The sequence below is a fragment of the Lawsonibacter sp. LCP25S3_E2 genome, from assembly GCF_052117285.1.
GTDB lineage: Bacteria > Bacillota > Clostridia > Oscillospirales > Oscillospiraceae > Lawsonibacter.
This window is the reverse complement of record NZ_JBQKJL010000001.1, coordinates 326,322-348,831: the sequence shown is the minus strand read 5'-3', so window position 1 is coordinate 348,831 and position 22,510 is coordinate 326,322. Positions and strand designations below refer to the sequence as shown.

The window sequence follows — 22,510 nt, the reverse complement described above, 5'->3', positions numbered from 1 at the left end:
GAAAATAGACAAACGGGGAGGCTGGCTTTATAATAGGGGCAAAAGGAGGAGATCGCCGTGGCAAAGATTGACGCACAGCTGGGCATCCGGGTGACCAAGGACCTGAAAAGCCGCCTGGAACAGCAGGCCCGCAGCGAAAAGAGCAGTGTATCCGCCCTGATCGTGCGGGTGATGGAGGAATACCTCTCCTCCAAAGGAAAGGGAAAAGAGAGCTGAAAACCGCCCGGCGCAGCCTTGCGCCGGGCGGTTTTGATCAGGCTTAGTAGAGGCTGGCAAGGATTTCTGAGCACTTGTCAATGCCCAGCACGCCGCTGTCCAGGGAGATGTGGTAGCTGTGGACACTGCCCCACTGGGTGTCGGTGTAGAAATTATAGTAGGCGGCCCGGCGTTTGTCCTTGTCCTTCAGACGCTTGATGGGGGCCTCCTCTGTCTCGCCGTAGAGCCGGACGATGCGGTCGGCCCGCTTTTCCATGTCCGCGTAGATAAAGGCCTTCAGCAGGTCGGCCTCCTCCCGGAGGATATAGTCCGCGCAGCGGCCCACAATGACGCAGGGCTTTTCGGCCAGCTCCAGAATGACCTTGCGCTGGATGACCCACAGGTCGTCCTGAGGGGAGGTGCCCCGTGCGGAGCGGCCGGTCAGGGCCTGGGCAAACCAGCCGCCATAGGGGGTGTACTCCCCTCTCTCTTTGATGAATTCCTTGGCAAAGCCGCTCTCCTGGGCCACCTTCTCAATGACCTCCTGGTCATAGCAGGGGATGCCCAGCAGCTTGGCGGTCTGCTTGCCCACGGTTCTGCCGCCGCTGCCGAACTCACGGCTGATGGTGATGATGCGTGTTTTCATAATAACCCTCCTGTGTAGCGATGTGGTGGGCCAAGGGAACACCGGCACACCAACGGCACGGCCCACTGGGGCCGGGTCAGGGGAAATAGGAACCCCGGAATGTCCGGAGGGGACATTCCGGGAGAATCGGGAAAACTTAGTCCAGCGTGATGGCAGCCATTACCTTGGCGCACCGGGGGCACAGGGTGGGATGGTCAGCGCTGGCGCCCACCTTCGGGTGGTGCTTCCAGCAGCGCTCACACTTCTCGCCCTCGGCCTGGGCCACAGCCACGGAGAGGGCCTCGCCCACGGTGATGTTCACCTGAGAGACAATGAGCAGGTCGGCCAGGTAGTCCGCATCCATCTCAGCCAGGAAGGCGTCCTCGGCGGGGACAGTGAGCGTCACCGCGGCCTCCAGGCTCTTGCCGATCTTCTTCTCGTTCCGGGCGGACTCCAGCGCGCCGTTGACGGCATCCCGCACGGTGATGACCTTGTCCCACTTGGCCATCTCCTCGGGAGAGAGGGCATAGTCGGCAAAGGGCTTATTCATCTCGTTGAGGACCACGTTGCGCCCGTCGTCTCCGTCCCGGTGGGGCATGGCCTGCCAGATCTCGTCGCAGGTGAAGCACAGAATGGGGGCGAAGAGCTTGGTGATGGTGTCCAGGATCAGGAACAGGGCGGTCTGGGCGGAGCGGCGGCTGAGACCGTCCTTCTCCTCGCAGTAGAGCCGGTCCTTGATGATGTCCAGATAGAAGCTGGACAGCTCCACCACGCAGAAGTCGTTGATGGCGTGGGAGACCACATGGAACTCGTAGTTGTCATAGGCGGCAAAGCACTTTTCCACCAGCTCATTGAGCTTGCTCACCGCCCACTTGTCCAGCTCCAGCATCTCGCCGGGGGCCACCAGGTGGTTGGGGTCAAAGCCCTCCAGGTTGCCCAGGCAGTACCGGGCGGTGTTGCGGAACTTCAGGTAGTTCTGGGAAAGCTGCTTGAAGATGTTGTCGGAACAGCGCACATCCACGTGGTAGTCGGCAGAGCCCGCCCACAGACGCAGCAGGTCGGCGCCGTACTTCTTGAAAATGTCGGCGGGGTCCACGCCGTTGCCCAGGGACTTGTGCATGGCCTTGCCCTCGCCGTCCACGGTCCAGCCGTGGGTGACGCACTCCTTAAAGGGCGCGCCCTGACCCAGAGCGCCCACGGCGGTGAGCAGAGAGGACTGGAACCAGCCACGGTACTGGTCCAGGCCCTCCAGGTACATGGTGGCGGGCCAGAAGCCCTGGTCCTTCTTCATGGAGGCAAAGTGGGTGGAGCCGGAGTCGAACCAGCCGTCCAGGGTGTCCTCCTCCTTGGTAAAGCCGCTGTTTTTGCCGCAGTGGGGGCAGGTGAAGCCGTGGGGCAGGATGTCGCAGGCCTCCATCTCGTACCAGGCGTTGGAGCCCTTCTCGCCAAAGAGCTTGGAGACGGCCTGGATGGTCTCGTCGGTGCAGATGGGCTTGCCGCAGTCGGCACAGTAGAACACGGGGATGGGCAGGCCCCACCGGCGCTGACGGGAGATACACCAGTCGGCACGCTCCCGGATCATGGACTTCATCCGGTCGATGCCCCAGGCGGGCACCCAGCGCACGTCGTCACAGGCGGCGCAGGCCTCGTCCTTGAAAGCGTCCACGGAGCAGAACCACTGGGGCGTGGCCCGGAAGATGATGGGGTTCTTGCAGCGCCAGCAGTGGGGGTAGGAGTGGACGATCTCCTCGCTGGCAAAGAGGGCGCCGCTCTCCTTCATGTCGGCCAGGATGACGGGGTTAGACTCATCGGTCTTCATGCCGGCGTACTTGCCGGCGTAGTCGGTGTGGCGGCCCTGGTCGTCCACGGGCACCACCATGTCGATTTTATAGCGCTTGCAGGTCTCATAGTCGTCGGCGCCGAAGCCGGGGGCGGTGTGGACGCAGCCGGTACCGGAGTCCATGGTGACGTACTCGGCGGTACAAAGCTGGGAGGTCTTGTCCAGGAAGGGGTGCTGGGCCAGCATATACTCAAAGTCAGCGCCCACAAACTGCTTGACGATCTCATAGCCCTCAAAGCCGCCGATCTTCATCACCTTGGCGCACAGGGCCTCAGCCATGATATACTGTTCGCCGTTGTTGGCCTTCACCAGCACATAGCTCTCACGGGGGTGGACGGCGATGGCCAGGTTGCCGGGCAGGGTCCAGATGGTGGTGGTCCAGATGACGAAGTACATCTTGGAGATGTCGCCGTAGGGGCTGAGCTTGCCCAGGTCGTCCTTCACCTGGAACTTCACGTACACGGTGGTACAGGGGTCGTCCTGATACTCGATCTCCGCCTCGGCCAGGGCGGTCTCGTCCTTGGGGCACCAGTACACGGGCTTGAGGCCCTTGTAGATGTAGCCCTTCTTGTACATCTCCCCGAAGACCTTCACCTCCTCGGCCTCAAAGCCGGGGTCCATGGTCTTGTAGGGGTGCTCCCAGTCCCCCAGCACGCCGATGCGCTTAAAGCCCTCCATCTGGATGTCGATATACTTCTGGGCGTAGTTGTGGCAGGCGGTGCGGAACTCGGGGACGGACATCTGCTTGCGGTTGAGCTTCTGCTCCTTGATGATGGCAGACTCGATGGGCATGCCGTGGTTGTCCCAGCCGGGGATATAGGGGGTGTAGTAGCCCCGCATGGCGTACATACGGGTGATGAAGTCCTTCAGGGACTTGTTGAGAGCGTGGCCCATGTGCAGGTTGCCGTTACTAAAGGGAGGGCCGTCGTGGAGGGCAAAGCGGGGCTTGCCCTCGTTCTTCTTGAGCATCTCGTGATAGAGATCCATCTTGTTCCAGTTCTCCAGCATGCCGGGCTCCCGGTTGGGGAGACCCGCCCGCATGGGGAAGTCGGTCTTGGGAAGATTGATGGTCTTGTTGTAGTCCATGTTTGTATGCCTCCTGTTGATCTTGAAAAAGAATGAGTTTTCTTCGGTTATTTCCTCTTTTCCAGCAGCTTGCCGGAAAAGACGACCAGGCCGCAGCTCCGGCAGAGCCAGGCGCCGGGAAAGGTGGGAAAGGGGTCTCTGGTAAACAGGCTGGTGGTATCGTCATCCAGGGGAGCTACCTCCACTGTATCGGTGGGGGAACGGAAAAAATGCAGCTCCTGCTGGGTCCAAAAGGGGTAGTTTCGGGTGTGGAGATTGCCGCACTGCATTTCTTGTCCGCATTGGGGGCAGTTCATAGGGAACGCTCCTTTCCAAAAAACAAAAAAGCCCTTGTCTCCACAAAGAGACAAAGGCATAACCTCTGCGGTACCACTCTTCTTGCCGGAAAACGTCCGGCCACTCAAGCTCTGCCCGGTAACGGGGGCGTCCGGAGGAGCCTACTTCTGGTTCAGCCCTCTGCTCCAAGGTGATCTTCCCGGCCCCTTTCCGTCCGCCTCGCACCAAACGGCGGCTCTCTGTGCGTGCTGGGGGCAGGTACTTGTCCTTTTCTGCGCATTTCATTGATATGTGCTCAATATCTTATCTGTTTTTCCTGGGAATGTCAAGGGCCGAAGGGGAGAGAAATGCGGAAATATTAAGGAAATTTAATTTGTTTTCGGGTTGAAATATGGTATACTGAACCGGAAGAATGAATGTACGCCCCAAGCGCGGGGCTGGAAAGGATGGTAGTTGCGTGAACGAAGGGTTTGATGTTCTGGTGGTGGGCGCCGGCTACGCCGGCAGCGTGGCGGCCAGAGCGCTGGCGGAACAGGGCAAGAAGGTACGGATCTTGGAGCGGCGCGGTCACATCGGCGGCAATGCCTACGACCGCCCGGATGAGGCCGGGGTGCTCATTCACCAGTATGGTCCCCACATTTTTCACACCAACGACAAAAAGGTCTTTGACTGGCTGTCCCGGTTCACCCAGTGGCGGGACTACCAGCACCGGGTCATTGCCAACATTCCCGACGGCAAGGGCGGCCGCATGACCTACCCCGTCCCCTTTAACCTTACCTCCCTGGAGACCGCCTTCGGCCCCCAGGAGGGCAAGCGCCTGGGGGACAAGCTCCTTGCCGCCTACGGGGCGGAGAAAAAGGTGACCATTCTGGAGCTGCGGCAGAATCCGGATCCGGAAATTTCCCACCTGGCGGACTATGTCTATGAGCACGTCTTTGTCCACTACACCATGAAGCAGTGGGGGCAGAAGCCCGAGGAGATCGACCCCAACACCACCGCCCGTGTGCCTGTGTTTCTCTCGCGGGACGACCGGTATTTCCAGGACGCCTACCAGGGCATGCCGCTGGAGGGCTACACCCCCATGTTTGAGCGCATGCTGGACCACCCCAACATCACCGTGGAGCTGGGCACCGACGCTCTCAAGCGGCTGAAGCTGGACGGGGAGCGGATTTTGGTGGACGGAGCGGTCTTCACGGGGGCAGTCATCTACACTGGCCAGGCGGACGAGCTGTTTGGCTTCTCCTTTGGTCCCCTCCCCTACCGTACATTGGATTTCGACTTTGAGACCCTTCCCCAGGACGATTTCCAGGGGTATGGCACGGTCAACTACACCGTGGACGAGCCCTACACCCGCATCACCGAGTTTAAACACCTCACCGGCCAGACCATTCCCGGCGTGACCACCATCGTCCGGGAGTACTCCAAGGCCTATACCGGGGCGGCTGGAGAGACGCCCTACTATGCCATCATCAACCCGGAAAACAACGCCCGGTACGGCCAGTACCGGCAGGAGGCGGCCAAATTCGGCAACCTGTACTTACTGGGCCGGCTGGCAGAGTACAAATATTATAATATGGACGCCATCGCGGCCAAAGCGCTGGAGCTGGCGGACAGCATGAATTAGGAGAGAGAAACATATGGATAAGCTCATTACCTTTGCGGTCCCCTGCTATAACTCCGCCGCCTACATGGAGCACTGTGTGGACACCCTGCTCCAGGGGGGAGACGACATTGAGATTATTCTGGTGGACGACGGCTCCACCAAGGACGATACCCCCGCCATCTGCGACCGGTATCAGGAGCAGTACCCCGACATTGTCCGGGCCATCCACCAGCCCAACGGCGGCCACGGGGAGGGCGTGAACCAGGGCATCCGCAACGCCAGGGGCATCTATTATAAGGTGGTGGACTCCGACGACTGGGTGGATGTGGACGCCCTGCACCAGGTGCTCAATAAGCTGCGCCAGTTTGTCCGGGACGAGAAGCTGGTGGACATGCTCATTGCCAACTATGTCTATGAGCATGTGGAGGACAACACCCAGCGGGTCATCCGCTACACCAACGTCTTCCCCACCGGCCGGGTCTTCGGCTGGGACAAGATCGGACGCTTCCGCCCCTCCCAGTACCTGCTTATGCACTCGGTCATTTACCGCACCCAGCTGCTGCGGGACTGCAAGCTGGAGCTGCCCAAGCATACCTTCTATGTGGACAACATCTTTGTCTACCAGCCTCTCCCCTATGTGAAGAATATGTATTACATGGATGTGGACCTGTACCGCTACTTCATTGGCCGCTCCGACCAGAGCGTCAACGAGAGCGTGATGGTTACCCGTGTGGACCAGCAGCTGCGGGTCAACTACTACATGATCGACGCCCACGACCTCCACGAGGTCACCGCCAAGCACCGGAAGCTGGGCAAGTATATGTTCAACTACCTGGCTATGATGGTGGCCATCTCCTCCATCTTCCTGACCATTGACGGAAGCCCCGAGGCCCTGGGGAAGAAAAAGCAGCTCTGGGAGCACATCCGCCAGCAGGATTCCCGGCTGTACCGGCGCATGCGCTACCTGGCCGTGCCTGCCTTTACCAACATTCCTACCTATCAGGGACGGCGGCTTTCCGTGGCCCTGTACCGGATGGCCCGGAAAATTTATAAGTTCAACTGACCTTCGGGAGAGCGGCGGCTGCCGCTCTCTTTTTTTCTTGACAATACCTTGAAACTCTAGGTATAATATACCTGGAAGAACAAGGTATGCTGCCACGGGAATTTCCCGGGAAAGGATGACGGATATGAAACTGGACAAGGGCTTGATGGCGGGCAGCAGCACCATGCTGGTGCTGACGCTGCTGGAGTCGGGGGACATGTATGGCTATCAGATGATTGAGGAGCTCTCCCGCCGCTCCAACCAGGTGTTTCAGATGCAGGAGGGGACCCTCTACCCGATCCTGCACACCCTGGAGAAGGGAAAGTATCTCTCCTCCTACGAACAGCAGGCTCCCACAGGGCGTATGCGCAAGTACTATAAGCTGACCCGGAAGGGCCGGGAGCTGCTGACAGAGAAGAAAAGCGAATGGGAGAAGTTTCACCGCGGCGTAGAGGATGTGCTCTCCGGCGGGGCCAACGCCCTCTCCTTTTCTTAAAAAGAAAAGGAGCAAAAGAATTGATGCAAAACTGCGTTTCGCCCCTCTAGGGAATCCGAGGGAGGAGAATATGAATCAGGATGAAACGAGGCGGGGCCGGCAAAAGGACGGGACCGTGGAAACCGGAGAACGCGGGCAAGTCCAGTGGCTGGACAAAGCCGTGGCCGGCATCCGCTTTCGGCCGGACCGGGCGGCGGTACGAGCTGAGCTTGCGGCCCATTTGGAGGATAAACAGGCAGATCTCCAGCGGATTTTCCCAGACATTCCGCCCCAGGAGGCGGAAGTCCGGGCCCTGGAGGCCATGGGGGACCCGGAGGTGCTGGGCCGGGAGCTGGCCAACATCCACAGGCCCTGGCTGGGATACCTGTGGATGGCCAGCCAGTGGGCCTTAGGGGTGGCTCTGGCTCTGGCGCTTGTGCTCTGGGGCGGAAGAGGGCTGTCTGAGCTGGAAAACCGGCGGACGCTGGAGGAGGTCAACCAGGGCAAGGCGCCCTATGGGGAGCAGGTCTATGAGTACTACCTGGCCGGGGACCCGGAGGCTCCCTTCCCCCAACAAGAGGGAGAGAATGAGGTGGAAACCGGGATCACCCGCACTCCGGTGCGCTGGGCGGAGGAGACGGAGACCATTCGGGCAGGGCTCTATGCCCTGGCAGTGAGCCGGGGAGCCCTGTGGAGGCTTGCGGGGGAGGGCATCCAGGAGCCTGGAACGCAGTCGCCCCGGTACGTTCTGGAATGTGAGCTGACGGTAACGGGGCTGCCCGGCCTGCCCCTCCACCCAGAAGCGGCCTATCACATTTCCGGCTTTGACAGTCTGGGCAACACCTATCAAAACACCAGAGGGGGACACGGTACCGAGACAGCTTATATCCTGGCCATGGAGCTGGCTGGGAAAGGACTGAACCAGCGGTACCGCCTGTCCGTGTGGGAGGTTCCCCCGCAGGCGGAGTGGTTCCGGTTGGAGTACAGCTGGGGCGGGGTGGACTGGACCTTGACTGTCCCCTTGAAGGAGGAGAGGATATGAGCGGAAAACGGGGCTGGTCCCTCCCGCGCCTGGGGAGAGGGGGCAAGATTCTGCGGAATCTGGCCATTTCTCTGCTGCTGCTGGTGCTGGTGTGGGCGGCGCTGGGCGCCCCTCTCCCCCCTTCCTTGGACTTCCACCGCCTGGAGCTGCGCTATCTGCGGGAGCCTTCCCAAATTGTGGCCCAGGTGGAGCAGGACGGAGAAACCTATGTAGTGGGTTTTGGCGAACAAGAGGCGGTTCTGGGTGACCTGGAGGGGGGCAGCCTTTCCTTTTGGAGCTTGCCGGAGGAGGGGACGGGGCTAATGGTGGCCGGGAGTAGCCGGAAGGTCAATGTTCCCACCACTTGGCTGCTGTCCATGAGGGCACCGGAAGATGCGGTCACCGCCCGTTTGGAGCTGGAGCTGTCCGCCTGGATGGTGAAGATCGGACCGGACCGGGAGGAAATCGTCCTGGAGCTGCCCAAGAACCGGGAGGGGGAATACTGGCAGGAACGCTGGAGCTACTCTGTGGAGGGAGAACGGCTTTTGTCCGGGGAGTTTTTGTTCCGGGTGGACGCCCACGACCAGACCCCCTGGCAGGAAGCACCCGGCAGACGGGTGGGGGAGCAGATGGCGCTGGCAGAGCTGGCCTGGGATTACTTGTACACCCAGACAGGATCGGAACACAACCCGGACTTTTTAGCCCAGGCCACGTTTTATGATGAACAGGGAGTGTGCATAGGTGAGGCCCGCCTTTCACCGGAGGAAACACTTTTTTGCGGCATGTGAGAATAGGAGAAGACCATGGCAGATGACAAATATGGGCAAGCCCAGTGGCTGGACAAAGCCGTGGCCGGCATCCGCTTTCGGCCGGACCGGGCGGCGGTGCGAGCTGAGCTTGCGGCCCATTTGGAGGATAAACAGGCGGACCTCCAGCGGATTTTTCCGGATATTCCGCCCCAGGAGGCGGAAGTCCGGGCCCTGGAGGCCATGGGGGACCCGGAGGAGCTGGGCCGGGAGCTGGCCAAAATCCACAGGCCCTGGCTGGGGTATTTGTGGCGGATGAGCCAGGTGCTCTGCACGCTGGTGGTATTGGCTGCGCTGTGGGGAGCCATGAGCGGGTCCAATCCGCCGGACATTTGGGTCCATACCAACCCGTCCTGGCTGGGAGAGCAGCCGGAGGACCGGCAAGAGGAACTGGAGCGGATCGTGTTTGGAAGCAAAATCCAGTCCCGCCCCCTGCCTGTCCAAGGGACGGTGGAATATAGAGGATACACCTTCACGGTGGAGGAGGGGACGGTGTGGGAGCCGCTGGCGGAGATGCCCGAAAACCGCTTTGTTCCCTATGAGCAGGCGGTGCTGCTCACCCTGCGGGTGAAATGGAGCCGGCCCGACCAGCCCCTGGCCGCCAATTTCAGTGGGGAACTGTGGGCGGAGGACGACCGGGGGAACGGCTACGTAAGCTACGAGGACTACTATCATAACGCAGACGATATGCCCCGGTGGGGGGAGGCGCAGCTTCTCCATTGCGGCGTCCTTGCCCGTACCCCTTTCAGCTGCGTTTATGAAGTGGTACTCCCGGTGCTGAGCCGAGAGACCGGGCAGGTGAAGCTGCGCTATACCTATGGGGGAGCGGACCTGTCCATCCCTGTGGTACTGGAGGGAGAGCCATGAGAACCTGGTGGAAAAACACCTGGGCCCGGCGGCCCAAGCTCAGCCGGGGCTGGAAGCTGGTGCGGAATCTGGCGCTGGGGGCGGTGGGCGGATATCTGCTCTGGAGCTTCTGGGGTTATCCCCTGCCCACGGCGGAGATGACCTTCCGCCGTCTGGAGCGGCAGCACCTGCTCTCCCCCAGTGAGCTGGTTTTTTCTACGCCGGAGTATGGACAGGGTACCGATGCCGCATCCAAACGGGACCGGATGGTGGAGGCACTGGACGGCACAAAGCTCTATCTGGAGGACTGCTGGTTTGCAGGGCTTACAGAAGAGAGCGTGGTGATCGCTTCGGTGGAGCGGGGCCTGCTGCTGGCCGGTGATGGTCAGCTGCGGGGTTATGCCAGAGACGGCGGGCCTCTGCTGCTCCCGCTTTCCCAGTCCGAGTGGGAGATTCCACGGGCCTATTGGGTGGAAGTGGATTACAGTGTGGGCGCCCACTATACCTATCACAATTTTGTGCCGTTTCTTCTGCTGGATGTACCGGGGGAGACCCGGCGTGTGGAGCTGAGCCTGGAGCTGCGGCAGGAAACGGGAACGCAGATACTGCCCTACCAGGCGGACAGCTGGGGCCTGGGCGGCGGAGTGTGGCTGGTTGGAGCCTGGCGGGAGGACGGCCAGTCCCCTTCCCCGTGGCTGGAGGGCTCCTACACCCTGCGCCTTTATGATGAGAAGGATACATTGCTGAAGCAGCGGGAGGGAGCCATTCCCAGGCCCCTATGAAAATGACAGGAGGAGACCATGCAGCGGGATCAGATGAATGGGTTTCAGTGGCTTTACATCGCTACCCAGGGGATTCGCTTTAAGCCCGACCGGGCGGCGGTGCGAGCTGAGCTTGCGGCCCATCTGGAGGATAAACAGACCGATCTTCAGCGGATTTTCCCCGACCTGTCCCCCGAGGAGGCCCAGCGCCGGGCGGTGGAGTCCATGGGGGATGCCTGGGAGGTGCGGAAACAGCTGGCCAAAATCCACAGGCCCTGGCTGGGATATTTATGGCGCCTGAGCCAGGTTTTGGCGGTGCTGGCCTGCCTGTGGCTGGTGTCCTTCGGATTTTTCCGGGGGGATGACGCCTATTTGGGCGACCACCCCTGTTCCGAGCTGTGGGATGCGGATGACCTGCCCCGAACCGCAACGATGGGAGACGATGACGACCTGCGCTATCTGCCTGGGGACGACCCCAACCAGCTGCTGGCCCTGGAGATCGGACAGACGCAACGCGTTGCGGGACAGGACGTCTCCCTTCGCCGGGCGGCCCTGTGGCAGGGGGAGGACGGACTGGAGCTGTACCTCTATCTGCGCGTCAACACCTGGCGCTTTTGGGAGCGGGGCGTGCTGCGGGAGGAATGGATGAAGGTCACCGACGACCGGGGCAACTGTTATGTCCTGGGAGTGGAGTCCGGAGAACACCCCAAGGACGGGAGTCTGATGAATGGCCTGGGCATGTGGGGCTTTGGTCCCTTCCACAGCGGGTATGAGGTATACATTCGAAATTTGGACCCGGAAGCTGGGTGGATTTATCTGGATTACGGCCCCACACAGCCGCTGTTTTCCTTTGCCGTGGAATTAAAGGAGGGGGACCAATGAAGAAGAGGCGCTTTCTTCCCAAGCTGGGGCGTGGCGGAAAGATCGTGCGCAACCTGGTGCTGGCTGCCGCGTTGGCCCTGGTCATCTGGGCCCAGTACGGCTGTCCCCTGCCTACCCTGGAACTGGAGTTTCGCCGCATGGAGCGGAAAAATCTGCTGCCCCCCTCTGAGATTGTGCTGCGTACGGGCCAGATCACCGTGGCCCACTCCCACGAACCGTACGATCCGGTCCCAAAGGTCACACAGGAACAGATCCTGGGCCTGGGAGAGGACTATGCCGTGGCTTTTTGGAAGCATCCCTTTTCCACCAGCGGAAATCAGCTGGTCTGCTGGCCCTTTGGAGAACAGCCGGGACAGGTGAAGCTGGCGCCGCTGCTCTCTGCCATCAGCGACACCCGTGGCGAGGACTGGCCGGAGCGGGAGTCCTGTATGGCCGTGGCGGCCCTGGAACTGCCGGAGGGAACGGCACGGGGTGAGATGATTGTGGAGGCGGAGGAGGGTATCTATCAGGAGGAGAGCGAAGTGCTGGAGCGGGGCCTTTGCCTCTTCGCCTTCCAAAGCCGCCTCAGTTCATATTCGTATGACTGGGTGCAGGGGCTGCCCTACACCCTGCGGTGTTATGATGCGGCGGGTAAGCTTCTGCTGGAGCAGACGGGGACAGTGCCGGTAAGAGGGTGAAGAACATGGGGAGGACACCATGGAGCGAAAATATTTAAGTGAATACGGATGGCTGGACGCCGCCACCCGTGGCATCCGTTTTAAACCGGACCGAATGGCGGTGCGGGAGGAGCTCTTTGCCCATCTGGAGGACAAACAGGCGGACTTGCGGCGCATCTTCCCGGATATGACACGGGGGGAGGCGGAGCGCCAGGTGCTGGAGTCCATGGGCGACCCGGAGGAGCTGGGCCGGGAGCTGGCGAACATCCACAAGCCCTGGCTGGGGTATTTGTGGGTGCTCAGCCGGTGGGCGGCGGTGCTGGCGGCCTGTGCCATCGCGGCCACCCTTCTGCTGACCGGAAATTGGTGGGAGGATGTACGCTGGCGGGTGGAGGACTGGCTGGACAATCGGGAGGGAGAAGCGATTTCCCAGGCCCTCTACGAAGAGGGGGAGCCCCAGTGGGAGGGAAAGCGCCTGGCGGTCTACGCCCCGGAGGCAGAGACCAGACTGGGCCGGTGTACCATCTCGGTGCCGCGGGCGGCCATGTGGGAGGAGCAGGGGAAAAACGTCCTCTATCTGGAGCTCCGCCTCTCCTATGATTTGCCCTGGGAATGGTCAGAGGGGCCCCTGGCCTACCTGTGGGTGGAGGACGACCGGGGAACCCCCTACGGAGAGGAGCAGGGCTACACCGCACGGGGACAGCGGACCGGCATTAGCGGGCTCTCCATCAATATGATGGTAGAGAATGTGCCCCGAGACCTGGAGTACATTACGCTCCGCTATCTGCCAGGGACCGGTCTGGATCTGAGAGTGGAGTTAAAGGAGGTGGCGGCATGAAGAAGCTGTGGGGGCGCCTCCCTAAACTGAGCCGGAACGGAAAGACCGTCCGGAACATCACCTTTGTGCTGCTGACGGCCCTGCTGCTCCCGGCGGCCCTGGGGTGGCCCGCCCTGACCCAGGACGGGGCGCTGGCCAAGATGCAGGGCAAATACCTCCTCACCCCTTCTGAGCTCCTTTACCGGACCCGGCAGGGAGACACCCAGGGTTACCTCTTCCAGGGAGAGGGCTGGGTAGCGGCCGGACAGGTGCGTAAGTTAAGCGGTACCAGCAGGCCCCTGGAGCGGGATGAACCGATCATTACCCGGATTGTGGATCGGGAGGAACCGGGGCTGCTGGTGATTCCTGCTCAGGATAAGGATGACGCCACGGTGCTGGCCGCCTTTGGGGGGCCGGAAGAGGCGGCACAGGCAGAACTTACCCTGGAGGTGGCAGCGGTAGAACCGGACTGGGGTGTACCTGGCGAAATCGTGAAAGACGAGACCTTTACCGCCCGGTGCCAGCGGGAAGAAAACGGCTATTACTTCTTCCGCCTTCTGCCCCACGACCACGGGGAGGAGCAGTGCTGTGTCCTGGATGCGGTGTGGAGACAGCTTTTGCCCATTGGCGATGACTTTGCCGGGAACCGCTATACGGTGATCTGGGCAGATGCTCAGGGACAGGAGCTGTCCCGGCTGACGGGAGAAATCCCGGAAAATTTGAATTTAAGAGATTTTTGGTAAGCTGCCTGGTCTCCGCTCAAATTGTGGGCGGAGACCACAGTTTTGTCCAGATATTGTGCCCAAAAACGCTGGGGTAACTTCAATAAAAATCCGACGAAATTTTTTTGAAAAAACCCTTGACACACACGGGAGAGTGTTGTATGATAATCGAGCGTCTCAAGGGGCGCAGTCTGCGATGATGCGGGAGATTGCTCGGAAACGAGGTAACTTCCGCGGAGTATGTCCGACGATCGGGCGGCTGAGAGCTTCGTGTCACGGCGTATATCGCCTGGCAGGAAGGAAACCGGCCTGCATTGTGCCGGTTTTTTCGTGGCCTGGAGTGATACGCACGAAAGCGTGTACAAAGAACTCTCACCGTACGAAGGACGAGCGAGACCCATAAAACTCAACTTCGTATGTATTTAAGGAGGAACACCCAAATGGCTCAGAAAGAAATGATCCGCATCCGTCTGAAGGCCTATGATCACCAGCTCATCGACCAGAGCGCTGAGAAGATCGTGGAGACCGCCAAGCGCACCGGCGCTGCTGTTTCCGGCCCCATTCCCCTGCCCACCAAGAAGGAAGTCGTCACCATCCTGCGGGCCGTCCACAAGTACAAGGACAGCCGTGAGCAGTTTGAGCGCCGCACCCACAAGCGCCTGATCGACGTCATCAAGCCCTCCCCCAAGACCGTGGAGGCCCTGATGAGCCTGGAGCTTCCCGCTGGTGTGGAGATCGAGATCAAGCTGTAATAGGCCTGATTTCAGCAGCATTCCTTTGTTAGTACCGCAGTCCATCGCGTTATTTGAGATGGACGGGTCAAGTCGTCGGAGCAATGGCCCCCAGCCCAATGGGATGACCAACTACGCCGACCAATAACCTTAATAGGAGGAAATCCAAATGCAGAAAGCGATCATCGGCAAAAAGATCGGCATGACCCAGATCTTCGATGAAGCCGGCCGTGTGGTGCCTGTCACCCTGATCCAGGCTGGCCCCTGCACCGTGGTGCAGAAGAAGACCGCCGAGAAGGATGGCTATGAGGCCATTCAGCTGGGTTTCGAGAACGTCCCCGAGCGCAAGCTCACCAAGCCTGAGATCGGCCATCAGAAGAAGGCCGGCCTGACTGAGTTCGTGAAGGTCCTCAAAGAGTTCCCTCTGGAGGACTGCTCCAAGTTTGAGGTGGGCGATCAGCTCACTGCCAACCTGTTTGCCGCCGGCGAGTTTGTCGACGTGACCGGCATCAGCAAGGGCCACGGCTTCCAGGGCGTTGTTAAGCGCCACGGCGCTGCTGTCAAGCGCAACACCCACGGCGGCGGCCCTGTCCACCGTCACCAGGGCTCCCTGGGCGCCGGCACCACTCCCGGCCACATCTTCAAGGGCCGTGACGGCGCCGGTCAGATGGGCAACGAGCAGGTCACTGTCCTGAACCTGGACATCGTGCAGGTGGACGAGGAGCTGGGCCTGATCGCCGTGCGCGGCGCTATCCCCGGCCCCAAGGGCGGCGTTGTGTTCGTGAAGAACACCGTCAAGGTCCACGTGGAGAAGAAGGCCACCGAGGCTGGCCGCGTCAACCCGCAGAAGGCTTCTGCCCGTGTCAACCCGCAGAAGGCTTCCGCCCGCAACAAGTAAGGAAAGGAGAGATTGAGTCATGCCTAAAGCGAACCTTTATGATATGGCCGGTAAGCAGATCGGCGAGATCGAGCTCTCCGAGGCCATTTTCGGCATTGAGCCCAACGAGGCTGTTGTCCACGAGGTGGTCAAGAATCACCTGGCCAACTGCCGTCAGGGCACTCAGAGCGCTCTGACCCACGCCGAAGTTTCCGGCGGCGGCAAGAAGCCCTGGCGCCAGAAGGGCACCGGCCACGCCCGTCAGGGTTCTACCCGTGCTCCCCAGTGGACCCACGGCGGCATCGTGTTTGCCCCCAAGCCCCGCACCTATCGCTACACCCTGAATAAGAAGGTGAAGCGTCTGGCTCTGAAGTCCGCCCTGTCCGCCAAGGCTGCCGAGGGCGCCATCCTGGTGGTGGACGGCCTGAAGCTGCCCGAGGTCAAGACCCGCGCCATGCAGTCCTTCATGGATGCTGCCGGGGTCACCAAGTCCGTGATGATCACCCCTGAGGTGGAGCAGAACGTGGTTCTGTCCGCCCGCAACATCCCCGGTGTGGTCACCACCACCGCCAATATCCTCAGCGTCTATGACATCGTCAACGCCAAGCAGCTGGTCATCGACAAGGCTGCCCTGGCTATCATCGAGGAGGTGTACGCGTAATGGCTACCAAGGCTTATGACATCATCAAGCGCCCCATCATCACCGAGCAGTCCATGGAGCAGACTGAGATGAAGCGCTACACCTTCGAGGTCGCCAAGACCGCCAACAAGATCGAGATCGCCAAGGCGATCGAGGAGATCTTTGGTGTGAAGGTCGCCAAGGTCAACACCCTGAACATGCAGGGTAAGGAGAAGCGGATGGGCATGCGTCCCGCCGGCCGCCGTGCCAGCTGGAAGAAGGCCATGGTCACCCTGACCGCTGACTCCAAGTCCATCGAGTTCTTCGAGGGTATGGTGTAAGGAGGAATTGAACAATGGCTATCAAGACTTATAAGCCCACAACCCCCTCCCGCCGTCACATGACTGTGTCCGCCTTCGAGGGGATCGACAAGAAGGCCAAGCCCGAGCGTGCCCTGACCGAAGTGCTGAAGAAGCACGCCGGCCGCAACAGCTATGGCCGCATCACCGTCCGTCATCACGGCGGCGGCAACAAGCAGAAGTACCGCATCATCGACTTCAAGCGTGACAAAGAGGGCAAGGCCACTGTAGTGAACCTGCAGTACGACCCCAACCGCTCTGCCAACATCGCTCTGATCGAGTATGAGGACGGCGAGCGCCGCTATATCCTGGCCCCCAACGGCCTGAAGGCTGGCCACATCATCATGACCGGCCCCAACGCCGACATCCTGCCCGGCAACTGCCTGCCCATCGCCAACATCCCCGTGGGCGAGCTCATCCACAACATCGAGCTCTACCCCGGCAAGGGTGCTCAGCTGGTCCGCGCCGCCGGCGTGGCCGCTCAGCTGATGGCCAAGGAGAACGGCATGGCTCAGGTCCGTCTGCCCTCCGGCGAGGTCCGCTATATCCGCGAGAACTGCAAGGCCACCATCGGCCAGGTTGGCAACACCGATTGGGCCAACATCCAGATCGGTAAGGCCGGCCGTAAGCGTCACATGGGCTGGCGTCCCACCGTGCGTGGTTCTGTTATGAACCCCAATGACCACCCCCACGGCGGCGGCGAAGGCAAGAGCCCTGTTGGCCGTCCCGGCCCTGTCACTCCCTGGGGCAAGCCCGCCCTGGGTTACAAGACCCGCAAGACGAAGAACCGTACCGATAAGTTCATCGTTAAGCGCCGCAACGCGAAGTAAGGAGGCAAAAAGATGAGCAGAAGCATTAAGAAAGGCCCCTTTTGCGCCCCCGAGCTGCTGAAGCGGGTCGATGAGATGAACGCCAAGAACGAGAAGAAGGTTCTGAAGACCTGGAGCCGCGCCTCCACCATCTTCCCCTCTTTCGTTGGACACACCTTTGCTGTGCACGATGGCCGCAAGCACGTGCCCGTCTATGTCACCGAGGACATGGTCGGCCACAAGCTGGGCGAGTTCGTGCCCACCCGCACCTTCAAGGGTCACGCGGGCAGCAAGACCGGTAAGTAAGGAGGAGAGAGACAATGGAAGCTGTTGCGAATCTGAAATATCTGCGGATCTCTCCCCGTAAGGTGAAGATCGTCCTGGACCTGATCCGGGGCAAGGATGTGGGCACTGCCTACGCCATCCTGATGCAGACCCCCAAGGCTGCCTCTGAGCCTGTGCTCAAGCTGCTGAAGAGCGCCGCGGCCAACGCGGAGAACAATCACCAGATGGACCCTGAGAAGCTGTATGTGTCCGCCTGCTACGCCAACCCCGGCCCCATCATCAAGCGCATTATGCCCCGGGCCCAGGGCCGTGCCTATCGGATCAACAAGCGCACTTCTCATGTCACCATCGCCGTGAGCGAGCGCTAAGGGAGGAGGAACAATATGGGACAGAAAGTGAATCCCCACGGCCTGCGCGTGGGCGTGATTAAGGATTGGGACTCCCGTTGGTATGCCCGCAACGAGAAGGTGGGCGACCTGCTGGTGGAGGACAAGAAGATCCGTGACTACCTGAAGAAGGCCCTCTACGGCGCTGGCATCCCCAAGATCGAGATCGAGCGGGACAACGCCAAGGTCCGCATCTACCTGCACTGCGCCCGTCCCGGCGTGGTCATCGGCAAGGGCGGCGAGGACATCAAGAAGATCGAGGCTCAGCTGGTCAAGCTCACCGGCAAGCCTGTTGACCTGAAGATCGTGGAGGTGCGCGACACCGACACCAACGCTCAGCTGGTTGCCGAGAACATCGCTCAGCAGCTGGAGAAGCGTATTGGCTTCCGCCGCGCCATGAAGAACGCCATGGGCCGCGCTATGCGCGCCGGCGCCAAGGGCATCAAGACCTCCTGCTCCGGCCGTCTGGGCGGTGCTGAGATCGCCCGCACCGAGCACTATCACGATGGCACCATTCCCCTGCAGACCCTGCGCGCCGACATTGACTACGGCTTCGCTGAGGCTGCCACCACCTACGGCCGCATCGGCGTGAAGGTGTGGATCTACAAGGGCGAGGTCCTGACTCAGGCCCTGCGCACCACCCCCCGTACCCTGGATACCAGCAAGCCCTATCAGGAGCGCCGTGAGCGTCCCCGCCGCGACCGCCGGGATGGCGATCGCCGTCAGGGCGGCTTCAACCGGGATCGTCAGGGCGGCGGTAACTTCAACCGCGGTCCCCGTCCCGCCGGCCAGGGCAACTTCAACAACAACCGTGGCCCCCGCCCCGCCGGTCAGGCCAACACTCCTAAGGAAGGAGGCGCTCAGTAATGCTGCTCCCTAAGCGTGTCAAATACCGCCGTGTTCACCGCGGCCGCATGAAGGGCAAGGCCAGCCGCGGCAACACCGTGACCTACGGTGAGTTCGGTCTGCAGGCCACTGAGCCCGCTTGGATCACCAGCAACCAGATCGAGGCCGCCCGTATCGCCATGACCCGTTACACCAAGCGTGGCGGTAAGGTTTGGATCAAGATCTTCCCCGATAAGCCCGTAACTGAGAAGCCCGCTGAGACCCGCATGGGTTCCGGTAAGGGCTCCCCCGAGTACTGGGTGGCCGTGGTTAAGCCCGGCCGTGTGATGTTCGAGATCGCCGGCGTCTCCGAGGAGGTTGCCCGGGAGGCTCTGCGTCTGGCCAGCCACAAGCTGCCCGTCAAGTGCAAGATCGTTCAGCGTGAGGAAACCGAGAAGGGTGGTGAAGCGTAATGAAGGCCAATGAAGTTCGTAAGATGTCTGCTGCTGAGCTGGAGAACAAGCTGATGGACCTGAAGAAGGACCTGTTCAATCTCCGCCTTCAGCACGCCACCAATCAGCTGGATAACCCCATCCGCATTGCTGAGGTCAAGAAGGATATCGCCCGGGTAAAGACCATCATCCGCGAGCAGCAGCTCGCCGGCCGCTAAGAGGAGGAATAGAAGATGGAAAACAGAACTTCTTCCCGTAAGACCAGAGTCGGCCTGGTGGTTTCGGATAAGATGGACAAGACCGTTGTGGTCGCCATCGCCGACCGCGTGGCCCATCCTCTGTACAAGAAGATTGTTAAGAGAACCTATAAGCTGAAGGCTCATGATGAGCTTAACCAGTGTGGCGTGGGCGACCGCGTCAAGGTCATGGAGACCCGCCCCCTGTCCAAGGATAAGCGGTGGCGCGTGGTTGAGATCATCGAGAAGGCGAAATAAGGAGGTGTCGGTATGATTCAGCAGGAAAGCTATCTGAAGGTTGCCGACAACACCGGCGCCAAGGAGATCAAGACCATCCGCGTGCTGGGCGGCTCCAGCCGCAAGTTCGGCAACATCGGCGATGTGATCGTGGCTTCCGTCCGCAAGGCTCAGCCTGGCGGCACCGTGAAGAAGGGCGAGGTCGTGAAGGCCGTTATCGTCCGCACCAGCCGCGGCGTGCGCCGCGCCGACGGTTCCTACGTCCGGTTTGACGACAACGCCGCCGTCCTCATCAAGGAGGACAAGAACCCCCGCGGCACCCGTATCTTTGGCCCAGTGGCCCGCGAGCTGCGTGACAAGGATTACATGAAGATCCTGTCCCTGGCTCCCGAAGTGCTGTAAGGGAGGGCAATGAAGATGAACAAAATGAGCATTCGTAAGGACGACCTGGTGGTCGTTCTGTCCGGCAAGGACAAGGGCAAGCAGGGCAAGGTCCTGGAGGTCATGCCTAAGGAAGGCAAGGTTGTGGTGGAGAAGGTCAACATGGTCTCCCGTCACACCAAGCCCCGCAAGCAGGGCGACCAGGGCGGCATCCTCCAGAAGGAGGCCCCCCTCTACGCCTGCAAGGTGCAGCGCGTGTGCCCCAAGTGCAATAAGCCTACCCGGCCCGCCCACAAGCTGCTGGCCGACGGCAAGAAGGTCCGCGTCTGCAAGAAGTGCGGCGCCGAGATTTGAGAGAGGAGGAGTGAATCGAAATGGCTAACACCCCTAACCTGAAGAAGCTGTACCAGGACGAGGTCGCTCCTGCTCTGATGCAGAAGTTTGGCTACAAGTCCACCATGCAGATCCCCCGCCTGGAGAAGATCGTCGTCAACGTGGGCTGCAGCGAGGCCCGTGAGAACCCCAAGGTTCTGGATGCCGTGGTCAACGATCTGACCACCATCACCGGCCAGAAGGCTGTCATCACCAAGGCCAAGAAGTCCGTGGCTAACTTTAAGCTCCGTGAGGGCATGCCCATCGGTGCTAAGGTTACCCTCCGCGGTGACAAGATGTGGGAGTTCCTGGATCGTCTGTTCAACGTGGCTCTGCCCCGTGTGCGTGACTTCCGTGGTATCTCCGCTGACGCCTTTGACGGCCGCGGCAACTATGCCCTGGGCATCAAGGAGCAGCTGATCTTCCCCGAGATCGAGTACGACAAGATCGACAAGATCCGCGGTATGGACATCGTGATGTGCACCACCGCCCAGACTGACGAAGAGGCCCGCGAGCTGCTGAAGCTGGTTGGCGCTCCCTTCGCCGGCCGCTAAGGAGGAGGAAGAGTTATGGCTAAGAAATCTATGATCCTGAAGCAGCAGGCTGCCCCCAAGTTCTCCAGCCGCCGCTATAACCGCTGCAAGCTCTGCGGCCGTCCTCACGCCTATCTGCGGGACTACGGCATCTGCCGTATCTGCTTCCGTGAGCTGGCTTACAAGGGCCAGATCCCCGGCGTCAAGAAGGCGTCCTGGTAAGCGATCTGCCATGAACGGGTACTTTGGTGTGGGATGTGAGTGACCTCCTCCCTGCCCAAGCGCTCCATGGAGAAGCTGTGTGATCCGCCCCTCCCCTGCCCTGATCAGGGGCCGGGGAGAGGCGGTTTTTTCATTTATGATTGCGCCGAGAACGGGAAATGTTCCTGTTTCGGCGCAAATGTATACACACGTTCGTGTGTGCGAAGCGTAAAAAACTTGAAATTTCACCGTGCAGGGGGTATAATAAGGCGTTCGTCCGGGTCAGGACGAGCAGAAAAAACTCCCACGCACCCGTGAGTGCGAACCCGCGAGCAGCCCTCAACGCCGCCGCGGGGGTTTCCGCTGTCCATCTGACAGAGTGCTGGAGACCGGCGCGCCCGGCGCGCCCCGTCCGGCCGTCATGAAAGACGGCGGTTTGTCATGGTCAAATCCGCTTGTGTGCAGCGGTTTTGATATACCTACGCCTGCCCCAACCAGGCGCAAAGGCGGTCAATAGGTCGAAAAGTCACCTGCTTTTCGATACCTTGCCGTCTGTACCGGCTTGCCGGTAATCTAAATAGGAGGTAAAGACGCATGCAAATCACCGATCCCATTGCGGATATGCTCACTCGCATCCGCAACGCGAACAACGCCAAGCATGACACCGTGGACGTTCCTGCGTCCAACATGAAGAAGGCCATCGCGCAGATCCTGCTGGATGAGGGCTATATCAAGAACTTCCAGCTGATCGACGACGGCACTCAGGGTGTCATCCGCATCGCTCTGAAGTACAACGCCGGCAAGGAGAAGGTTATCTCCGGCCTGCGCCGCGTGTCCAAGCCCGGTCTGCGGGTGTACGCCGGTGCTGACGAGCTGCCCAAGGTTCTCCGTGGCCTGGGTATCGCCATTGTTTCCACTTCCAAGGGCATCATGACCGACAAGAAGGCCCGCGAGGCCCATGTCGGCGGCGAAGTCCTGGCATTTGTCTGGTAAGGAGGGTTATAGGAATGTCTAGAATTGGTAGAGCTCCTATCGCCATTCCCGCCGGAGTGGAGATCAAGGTAGAGGACAACAACGTTGTCACCGTCAAGGGCCCCAAGGGCACCCTGACCCAGCAGTTCAACCCCAACATGGCCATTGCCATTGAGGAGGGCGTGCTGCACGTCACCCGTCCCAACGACGCCAAGGAGAACCGCGCTCTGCACGGTCTGACCCGCACCCTCATCCACAACATGGTGGTGGGCGTCACCGAGGGCTACAAGAAGGAGCTGGACGTCAACGGCGTCGGCTACCGTGTGGCCAAGGAGGGCAACAAGCTGGTCATGAACCTGGGCTTCTCCCACCAGGTCACCGTTGAGGAGGTCCCCGGCATCGAGATCGAGGTTCCCAACCCCAACAAGATTATCATCCACGGCTGTGACAAGCAGCAGGTGGGCCAGTTCGCTGCCGAAGTGCGCGAGAAGCGTCCCCCCGAGCCTTACAAGGGCAAGGGCATCAAGTATACTGACGAGGTCATCCGCCGCAAGGCTGGTAAGACCGGCGCCAAGAAGTAAA

32 protein-coding genes and 1 other annotated feature are annotated in these 22,510 nt (G+C 60.6%); of the genes, 29 read left to right on the top strand and 3 right to left on the bottom strand.

The window, feature by feature from the left end; genetic code table 11:
* The first annotated feature begins 57 nt into the window (after positions 1–57).
* Positions 58–216 (top strand): hypothetical protein, encoded by a 159-nt coding sequence (locus ACTQ3R_RS01845; RefSeq protein WP_441777397.1) that lies wholly within the window; start codon positions 58–60, stop codon positions 214–216.
* A gap of 43 nt (positions 217–259) precedes the next feature.
* Here ACTQ3R_RS01845 and ACTQ3R_RS01840 read toward each other — a convergent pair whose 3' ends face one another.
* From ACTQ3R_RS01840 to ACTQ3R_RS01830, 3 genes are all read right to left on the bottom strand, one after another.
* The gene (locus ACTQ3R_RS01840) at positions 260–841 is read right to left on the bottom strand and encodes an AAA family ATPase (RefSeq protein ID WP_441777398.1); all 582 of its coding nucleotides are present in this window, start codon (positions 839–841) and stop codon (positions 260–262) included.
* Positions 842–977: 136 nt separating this feature from the next.
* A complete protein-coding gene (ileS, locus tag ACTQ3R_RS01835) occupies positions 978–3,746 on the bottom strand; it encodes an isoleucine--tRNA ligase (RefSeq protein WP_441777399.1) in 2,769 nt (922 codons plus the stop codon).
* 47 nt (positions 3,747–3,793) lie between these two features.
* Positions 3,794–4,042 (bottom strand): PF20097 family protein, encoded by a 249-nt coding sequence (locus ACTQ3R_RS01830; protein WP_441777400.1) that lies wholly within the window; start codon positions 4,040–4,042, stop codon positions 3,794–3,796.
* A 43-nt stretch (positions 4,043–4,085) separates the two neighbouring features.
* Positions 4,086–4,306: a binding site (T-box leader), on the bottom strand.
* A gap of 173 nt (positions 4,307–4,479) precedes the next feature.
* Between ACTQ3R_RS01830 and glf the strand changes: the two genes are divergently transcribed.
* The 28 genes from glf (at position 4,480) to rplF (ending at position 22,509) form a co-directional block, all read left to right on the top strand.
* Entirely contained in the window at positions 4,480–5,646 is a 1,167-nt protein-coding gene (gene glf, locus ACTQ3R_RS01825) for a UDP-galactopyranose mutase (RefSeq protein ID WP_441777401.1), read from the top strand.
* 13 nt (positions 5,647–5,659) lie between these two features.
* The gene (locus ACTQ3R_RS01820) at positions 5,660–6,688 is read left to right on the top strand and encodes a glycosyltransferase family 2 protein (RefSeq protein WP_441777402.1); all 1,029 of its coding nucleotides are present in this window, start codon (positions 5,660–5,662) and stop codon (positions 6,686–6,688) included.
* A 124-nt stretch (positions 6,689–6,812) separates the two neighbouring features.
* On the top strand, positions 6,813–7,163 hold the full coding sequence (locus ACTQ3R_RS01815) for a PadR family transcriptional regulator (protein WP_441777403.1): 351 nt from the start codon (positions 6,813–6,815) through the stop codon (positions 7,161–7,163).
* A gap of 70 nt (positions 7,164–7,233) precedes the next feature.
* Positions 7,234–8,184 (top strand): permease prefix domain 1-containing protein, encoded by a 951-nt coding sequence (locus ACTQ3R_RS01810; protein ID WP_441777404.1) that lies wholly within the window; start codon positions 7,234–7,236, stop codon positions 8,182–8,184.
* Positions 8,181–8,951, top strand: a complete 771-nt coding sequence (locus ACTQ3R_RS01805) for a hypothetical protein (RefSeq protein ID WP_441777405.1) — start codon at positions 8,181–8,183, stop codon at positions 8,949–8,951. Before ACTQ3R_RS01810 ends, ACTQ3R_RS01805 begins: the two co-directional genes overlap by 4 nt.
* Positions 8,952–8,966: 15 nt before the next feature.
* Positions 8,967–9,836, top strand: coding sequence for a permease prefix domain 1-containing protein (locus tag ACTQ3R_RS01800; protein WP_441777406.1), 870 nt, complete (start codon positions 8,967–8,969; stop codon positions 9,834–9,836).
* Positions 9,833–10,597 carry a hypothetical protein gene (locus tag ACTQ3R_RS01795; RefSeq protein ID WP_441777407.1) on the top strand — a complete coding sequence of 255 codons (765 nt, stop codon included), beginning with the start codon at positions 9,833–9,835 and terminating at the stop codon, positions 10,595–10,597. Before ACTQ3R_RS01800 ends, ACTQ3R_RS01795 begins: the two co-directional genes overlap by 4 nt.
* Positions 10,598–10,615: 18 nt before the next feature.
* Positions 10,616–11,458, top strand: a complete 843-nt coding sequence (locus ACTQ3R_RS01790) for a permease prefix domain 1-containing protein (RefSeq protein WP_441777408.1) — start codon at positions 10,616–10,618, stop codon at positions 11,456–11,458.
* A complete protein-coding gene (locus tag ACTQ3R_RS01785; protein ID WP_441777409.1) occupies positions 11,455–12,135 on the top strand; it encodes a hypothetical protein in 681 nt (226 codons plus the stop codon). The genes ACTQ3R_RS01790 and ACTQ3R_RS01785 overlap by 4 nt, the downstream gene beginning before the upstream one ends.
* Before the next feature lie 19 nt (positions 12,136–12,154).
* Entirely contained in the window at positions 12,155–12,952 is a 798-nt protein-coding gene (locus ACTQ3R_RS01780) for a permease prefix domain 1-containing protein (RefSeq protein WP_441777410.1), read from the top strand.
* Complete coding sequence (locus ACTQ3R_RS01775; protein WP_441777411.1) at positions 12,949–13,674, top strand: hypothetical protein; 726 nt, start codon at positions 12,949–12,951, stop codon at positions 13,672–13,674. Before ACTQ3R_RS01780 ends, ACTQ3R_RS01775 begins: the two co-directional genes overlap by 4 nt.
* A gap of 419 nt (positions 13,675–14,093) precedes the next feature.
* Positions 14,094–14,405 carry a 30S ribosomal protein S10 gene (gene rpsJ / locus ACTQ3R_RS01770; protein ID WP_441777412.1) on the top strand — a complete coding sequence of 104 codons (312 nt, stop codon included), beginning with the start codon at positions 14,094–14,096 and terminating at the stop codon, positions 14,403–14,405.
* A gap of 148 nt (positions 14,406–14,553) precedes the next feature.
* On the top strand, positions 14,554–15,282 hold the full coding sequence (gene rplC, locus ACTQ3R_RS01765) for a 50S ribosomal protein L3 (RefSeq protein ID WP_441777413.1): 729 nt from the start codon (positions 14,554–14,556) through the stop codon (positions 15,280–15,282).
* Positions 15,283–15,301: 19 nt separating this feature from the next.
* Positions 15,302–15,922 carry a 50S ribosomal protein L4 gene (gene rplD, locus ACTQ3R_RS01760; protein ID WP_441777414.1) on the top strand — a complete coding sequence of 207 codons (621 nt, stop codon included), beginning with the start codon at positions 15,302–15,304 and terminating at the stop codon, positions 15,920–15,922.
* A complete protein-coding gene (gene rplW, locus ACTQ3R_RS01755; RefSeq protein WP_441777415.1) occupies positions 15,922–16,221 on the top strand; it encodes a 50S ribosomal protein L23 in 300 nt (99 codons plus the stop codon). The genes rplD and rplW overlap by 1 nt, the downstream gene beginning before the upstream one ends.
* A 14-nt stretch (positions 16,222–16,235) precedes the next feature.
* Entirely contained in the window at positions 16,236–17,069 is an 834-nt protein-coding gene (rplB, locus tag ACTQ3R_RS01750; RefSeq protein WP_441777416.1) for a 50S ribosomal protein L2, read from the top strand.
* Positions 17,070–17,081: 12 nt separating this feature from the next.
* Positions 17,082–17,354 (top strand): 30S ribosomal protein S19, encoded by a 273-nt coding sequence (rpsS, locus tag ACTQ3R_RS01745; RefSeq protein ID WP_118641848.1) that lies wholly within the window; start codon positions 17,082–17,084, stop codon positions 17,352–17,354.
* A gap of 14 nt (positions 17,355–17,368) precedes the next feature.
* On the top strand, positions 17,369–17,701 hold the full coding sequence (gene rplV / locus ACTQ3R_RS01740; RefSeq protein WP_441777417.1) for a 50S ribosomal protein L22: 333 nt from the start codon (positions 17,369–17,371) through the stop codon (positions 17,699–17,701).
* 15 nt (positions 17,702–17,716) lie between these two features.
* Positions 17,717–18,586: a 30S ribosomal protein S3 gene (rpsC, locus tag ACTQ3R_RS01735; RefSeq protein WP_441777418.1), complete on the top strand. Its 870-nt coding sequence runs from the start codon at positions 17,717–17,719 to the stop codon at positions 18,584–18,586.
* Positions 18,586–19,017 (top strand): 50S ribosomal protein L16, encoded by a 432-nt coding sequence (gene rplP, locus ACTQ3R_RS01730; protein ID WP_147563677.1) that lies wholly within the window; start codon positions 18,586–18,588, stop codon positions 19,015–19,017. Before rpsC ends, rplP begins: the two co-directional genes overlap by 1 nt.
* Complete coding sequence (rpmC, locus tag ACTQ3R_RS01725; protein ID WP_441777419.1) at positions 19,017–19,214, top strand: 50S ribosomal protein L29; 198 nt, start codon at positions 19,017–19,019, stop codon at positions 19,212–19,214. The genes rplP and rpmC overlap by 1 nt, the downstream gene beginning before the upstream one ends.
* A gap of 15 nt (positions 19,215–19,229) precedes the next feature.
* Positions 19,230–19,490, top strand: coding sequence for a 30S ribosomal protein S17 (rpsQ, locus tag ACTQ3R_RS01720; RefSeq protein ID WP_147563679.1), 261 nt, complete (start codon positions 19,230–19,232; stop codon positions 19,488–19,490).
* A 12-nt stretch (positions 19,491–19,502) separates the two neighbouring features.
* On the top strand, positions 19,503–19,871 hold the full coding sequence (gene rplN, locus ACTQ3R_RS01715; RefSeq protein ID WP_441777420.1) for a 50S ribosomal protein L14: 369 nt from the start codon (positions 19,503–19,505) through the stop codon (positions 19,869–19,871).
* Between the two features lie 15 nt (positions 19,872–19,886).
* Positions 19,887–20,204 carry a 50S ribosomal protein L24 gene (gene rplX, locus ACTQ3R_RS01710; RefSeq protein ID WP_441777421.1) on the top strand — a complete coding sequence of 106 codons (318 nt, stop codon included), beginning with the start codon at positions 19,887–19,889 and terminating at the stop codon, positions 20,202–20,204.
* Between the two features lie 20 nt (positions 20,205–20,224).
* Positions 20,225–20,776, top strand: a complete 552-nt coding sequence (gene rplE / locus ACTQ3R_RS01705) for a 50S ribosomal protein L5 (RefSeq protein WP_441777422.1) — start codon at positions 20,225–20,227, stop codon at positions 20,774–20,776.
* A gap of 15 nt (positions 20,777–20,791) precedes the next feature.
* On the top strand, positions 20,792–20,977 hold the full coding sequence (locus tag ACTQ3R_RS01700) for a type Z 30S ribosomal protein S14 (protein ID WP_441777423.1): 186 nt from the start codon (positions 20,792–20,794) through the stop codon (positions 20,975–20,977).
* A gap of 573 nt (positions 20,978–21,550) precedes the next feature.
* Positions 21,551–21,949 carry a 30S ribosomal protein S8 gene (gene rpsH, locus ACTQ3R_RS01695; RefSeq protein WP_441777424.1) on the top strand — a complete coding sequence of 133 codons (399 nt, stop codon included), beginning with the start codon at positions 21,551–21,553 and terminating at the stop codon, positions 21,947–21,949.
* A gap of 14 nt (positions 21,950–21,963) precedes the next feature.
* The gene (rplF, locus tag ACTQ3R_RS01690) at positions 21,964–22,509 is read left to right on the top strand and encodes a 50S ribosomal protein L6 (protein WP_441777425.1); all 546 of its coding nucleotides are present in this window, start codon (positions 21,964–21,966) and stop codon (positions 22,507–22,509) included.
* Position 22,510: the final 1 nt, after the last annotated feature.